The following is a 3,770-nucleotide window of genomic DNA, read 5'->3' on the forward strand; positions in this document are numbered from 1 at the left end:
GGGCTAGAGGCCGACGGGGCCGAACCGCTCCGGGTCGCCCCCCTGTTCTGGTTCGGCGGACTGGATCAGGACACGGCTGTCCCCGAAGGGACCGTGGTCTGCACGCCCGAGGTTCCGGAGGACGCCCCCTCCTGGCGGGTGGCCACCTCGCCGTAATGCACGAAGCAACATCGCACACCGCGATCTGCTCGCCGTCAAGCCGACATTGCCGCAGTCGTCAGCCGACGCTTACTGCGCTTCATAGTCCGTCTCCGTAGATGACGGACTCTACCCAAATTCGGAGAAATTTGCCGGTCTCAGGTCACTTTGGCCGCCAGGTCGCGCTCCTCGGGGCAACCGCCCCTGCCCCGGATTTCCGGGGTGTCGATGCCGGCCAGGCGCACCATCGTCTCCACGTCCTGGCCCAGCCGGATGCGGGCACGGACATGGACGGTGTCGCCATCGACCACCTTCTGCACGGTCGCCGGGATGGGGCCGGGCAGGATGTCGCCGGATCTGGCCTGACCGGCCATCAGTGCCGCGATCATCAGCAACATGGCGGACAGCAGTAGCCGGCGCCTGCGGGCGCGGCGCAGTTGGATACGGGACGGGCGGGGCTGGAGGTAGACCATGGTGGAGAGCGTAGCAGACCTTCCTCGCTGGCGGGAGCCATCCGCGCAAGAGTGGGGTACAGATCCCGCAATAACGTCCGGATCATCCGACATCTCGGCGACGTCAAGCCATGCTCGACGGGATCGACTGGCGCAACCGGGATCGCCCGCTCCTCCCACGCCGTACCCGCCATAAGCCTCTGCCTGGTGCAGCCCGGCATACCCAGCCGGATGGGCTTGAGGGTGCTCATCCTTTCGGTCGCGCGAACAGGCAATTTAGTGCACTTCCGTAATTCGTCGGGTGGCCGACTTTTGCACGCCGCCGCACATAATCTGCTCGCCCTATCTGAACAAAATATTTTGCTTCGGTCATGTCGCTGACAAATGTCAGTGATACCGACCCAATTGCTGCCTATACAGGGGGGGCTTCCACACCAGACAGGCATCCTGGGCACTCAAGGACCGAGCACGATGATCGCTACCGAACTCGACGTTAACGCCGCTAGGCTGGCCCATCTTCGTTGGGAAGCAGCATTGGAGGCCACCGTGAACGGTGAAGGGGCGCAAGAACCGTTAATGGGTCATGAGGATTGCGATCTTGGCACCTGGATTTACGGTACCGGCCTTAGTCGTTATGGCAAATTGGGAGCTGTCTGGCAGTTAAAAACTGCTCATAAGCGCTTTCACTATCTTGCCGAAGAAACTTTGTCTGCATGCGCAGCTGGCAAGGCCGAACGCGCTGTGGAAAAGCTGGCCGCTGTTCGCAAGCTTAGCGGCGAAATACTTTTTTTACTGACCGCCCTTGAACTCGACGTCATCGAGGCAGCAATCAGCAGCGCCCAACCAAACGACATTCCATCTCGGCTGATGAGAGCGCTTTTCCCAAAACCACTCCCCCTCAACATCATTTCCATTCAGGCTTTAGGCGAGAGCGGCAGTGGTCGTCATGCTTTAAACGTCACGGGCGCTCGGCTTGTCCATCTAAAATGGATTCGCGATCTTCAATCGGCGTTCCGTGGTCATGGCAAGGCTATGCGTGCCCAACCAAGCGATGAGTGCAGCCTCGGAATTTGGATACATGGTACCGCCATGAGGGAGTTGGGTCCCACCGAGGAATTGAAAAGCCTTGATGCCGTCCACAAGCGATTCCATCGGGAGGTTGACATGGTCATCTCATCTCTCAATCACGGAAAGCTTCGTGCTGCCGACGAGGCTTATGAGGATGCCCTGGTCCTGAGTGGCGAGATCATCACCCTCCTGACGCGCCTACAAATTGAACTGGCCGATTCCGAAGTCCTGTCGGCAGGAAGTTCAAAACTCTAAGCCTGCCACCAGATGCCTTGAAGGATAGTTCATCATGCCTTTGCGTCTTCATTCCATGCCCGCAGGCCAGGGTTGCCCTATGAACGGAAGCTCAGCTTTAGGGAGCAAGGCGGGAGCCTTTAAAGGTCTTGGCGTAAAGACCGGATCTGGGGCGGGGCTGGGCCTCGGGCAAACGACTGTTGGCAAAATGGCCGTGGGCGCCAAAGGCGTTCCAATAGGATGGGGGGCAGGGGCAGGGGCAGGGGCAGGCGCAGGAACCGGAGCAGGTACCGGTCTGGGCGGCATTGGGCCATGTGGCACCGCTGTCGGCAAGATGGTTGTGGGAGCCAAGTCAGCCACTCCCATAGTGTGGAGCACCGGAACTGGTGCGGCCTCTGGTCATGGGATCAGTTTGAGTCTGGGACTTGGACTTGGGGCATGGGGGCCGGTTTTACTGGGGGCTGGCATTGCTGCACTCGGCTATTACCTCTATGCCAACAGGAACCGAAAGCCCATCCCTAACAAAGATGAATTGGCGGTAGCCTTGAACGACGCCGCCTGCTGATCCGGACCTAATACCAGTTCCATTAAATATTGACCGCTGACGCCCAAGGTAGTGAGCAGAGTGATCGGATTCGCCCGGTATCCCTGTCATCGTCCCCGCAGTGGAGGCGGCGGGTGGCGCCGCGGGGATCGGTCGTTCCATCTGAAGCGTCAGGAGGCCGGCAAGCCTGCCTTCCAAGGCCGTCCGTTCCGCATCAAGCGCGACAAGGCGTTCCCGGATCGCGGCACTCTCGTCATCGTCGGAAGGCGTGGGCAATGTCGCGACGATGACCTCCCGAGATTATCGTTCGGCCAGCCAGTCGCGGATCTCGGGCAGCAGCGCCTCGATGTCGGCCAGTGCCGCCTCGACGTCGCCCGGATCGGGCATGGCCGGGAACCAGCCGCCGGGGCTAGGGTAGCGCCACGCCGTGGCCGCCGCCGACAGATTGTCGAGGCCCAGAAGGTCCTCCTTGAAAACATGGCCGTCGGGAAGGGAGCCGGCGGCCTGTCCGATATTGTGTGTGCGGCCGACGGCGAGTCCTTCGCCTTCGCAGACCGCCCGCGTCATTTTCTCCGCCGCCTGCTGGGCATGGAAGATCGCCTGGTCGGGCATTTCGGGAAGCAATCGTCGCGCGGCTTCGATGTCGCGCTCGGCAGCGGTCATCAGGGCGGAGAGGCGCCGGTTCGTCATTGGCTGACCGCCTGACCGCGCCAGCGGTCACGGAAGGGAGAGCCGGGGCTGGCATACAGCAACCGGCCTGCGCTGTCCGCCGCATGGGCAATGGTGCCGGGCCGTTGCCGTTCAGCCTCGAAATCGGCGAGGCGGCAGGGCACGACGTCGACGCCGATGCCGCAGCCCGCCACCGGCGCATAGGCGGCGAAATAGTCCGGGGGGCCGCTTTCGTCGTTGGGCAGGATGACCAAAAGGTCGAAATCACTGTCCGGGCGTGCCGATCCGGCGGCGCGGCTGCCGAACAGGAAAAGCGCCACCGGACGGAGCGCCGTCTTGAGGCGTCCGACCAGGAACGACAACGCAGCGTCTTCGTTGCGGAACGGGCCGATGTTGCGGATCGCCGTGTCGCCACCAGTTCCCGGAACCAGGGACGGTCGCGTGCGGATGAATTCCAGTATGGCCGCCGTCATGCCCGGATCATCCTTGATGGCGTTGACGAGTTCGCGGACGGCCTGTTGCCGTTCGGGTTTCACCCGGAAGGTGATCGTGGGGGTGGACATGTGGAGCGTTCCAGCCTCGTGACACAGACTTTCATATATGTAATACGCAGTCGTGACGCAGGCAAGAAGTCGTATGGAAGGCTCCCTGTGGTCCGATGCTCC

Annotated in this window: 4 protein-coding genes; 1 reads left to right on the plus strand and 3 read right to left on the minus strand. The window is 61.8% G+C overall.

The window, feature by feature from the left end:
• Positions 1-296 precede the first annotated feature (296 nt).
• A complete protein-coding gene (locus MTBUT4_RS14285) occupies positions 297-536 on the minus strand; it encodes a thermonuclease family protein (protein ID WP_173980368.1) in 240 nt (79 codons plus the stop codon).
• Between the two features lie 525 nt (positions 537-1,061).
• Here MTBUT4_RS14285 and MTBUT4_RS14290 point away from each other — a divergent pair.
• Positions 1,062-1,913 (plus strand): CZB domain-containing protein, encoded by an 852-nt coding sequence (locus tag MTBUT4_RS14290; RefSeq protein ID WP_173980369.1) that lies wholly within the window; start codon positions 1,062-1,064, stop codon positions 1,911-1,913.
• A gap of 823 nt (positions 1,914-2,736) precedes the next feature.
• Here the strand turns inward: MTBUT4_RS14290 and MTBUT4_RS14295 are convergent.
• Both MTBUT4_RS14295 and MTBUT4_RS14300 read right to left on the minus strand, forming a co-directional pair.
• Positions 2,737-3,126 carry a HEPN domain-containing protein gene (locus MTBUT4_RS14295; RefSeq protein ID WP_173980370.1) on the minus strand — a complete coding sequence of 130 codons (390 nt, stop codon included), beginning with the start codon at positions 3,124-3,126 and terminating at the stop codon, positions 2,737-2,739.
• A complete protein-coding gene (locus tag MTBUT4_RS14300; protein ID WP_173980371.1) occupies positions 3,123-3,668 on the minus strand; it encodes a nucleotidyltransferase domain-containing protein in 546 nt (181 codons plus the stop codon). Before MTBUT4_RS14300 ends, MTBUT4_RS14295 begins: the two co-directional genes overlap by 4 nt.
• Between the last annotated feature and the right edge of the window lie 102 nt (positions 3,669-3,770).

The sequence above is a fragment of the Magnetospirillum sp. UT-4 genome, assembly GCF_902729435.1.
Lineage (GTDB): Bacteria > Pseudomonadota > Alphaproteobacteria > Rhodospirillales > Magnetospirillaceae > Magnetospirillum.

Excerpts from the sequence above, each read along its gene's own strand:
- MTBUT4_RS14285 (WP_173980368.1), bottom strand. The coding sequence starts at position 536 with ATGTTGCTGATGATCGCGGCACTGATGGCCGGTCAGGCCAGATCCGGC.
- MTBUT4_RS14290 (WP_173980369.1), top strand. The coding sequence starts at position 1,062 with ATGATCGCTACCGAACTCGACGTTAACGCCGCTAGGCTGGCCCATCTT.
- MTBUT4_RS14295 (WP_173980370.1), bottom strand. The coding sequence starts at position 3,126 with ATGACGAACCGGCGCCTCTCCGCCCTGATGACCGCTGCCGAGCGCGAC.
- MTBUT4_RS14300 (WP_173980371.1), bottom strand. The coding sequence starts at position 3,668 with ATGTCCACCCCCACGATCACCTTCCGGGTGAAACCCGAACGGCAACAG.